Here is a 242-nt window from a genome sequence, read left to right as displayed (position 1 = left end):
ATAAAAAGGAATTAAGGAAGCATCTGGGATTTTTCAAGGGAAGCATGGCAGGGATCTTTCTAAAGAAGGAATTTGAAGCGCCTTTTGAAGAATTTCCGCCCAATACGGGGTCGATTGAGTTTGTTGGAACAGCTTCAGAATTTAGAGGACAGGGTGTAGCAACTCAAATCATAAAGCATATCATTGAAAACACTCCGTACAATGATTATGTCATTGAAGAGGTTGCGGATACGAATACTTCG

The 242-nt window shown here is 40.1% G+C and carries 1 protein-coding gene; it reads left to right on the top strand.

Annotated elements, in window-relative coordinates:
- A partial coding sequence (locus V7164_RS14095) for a GNAT family N-acetyltransferase (protein WP_335354386.1) occupies nt 1-242 on the top strand: 242 nt, incomplete at both ends.

Source organism: Bacillus sp. JJ1474, assembly GCF_036965225.1.
Classification (GTDB): domain Bacteria; phylum Bacillota; class Bacilli; order Bacillales; family Cytobacillaceae; genus Cytobacillus.
This window is presented reverse-complemented; position numbering and strand designations above follow the sequence as displayed.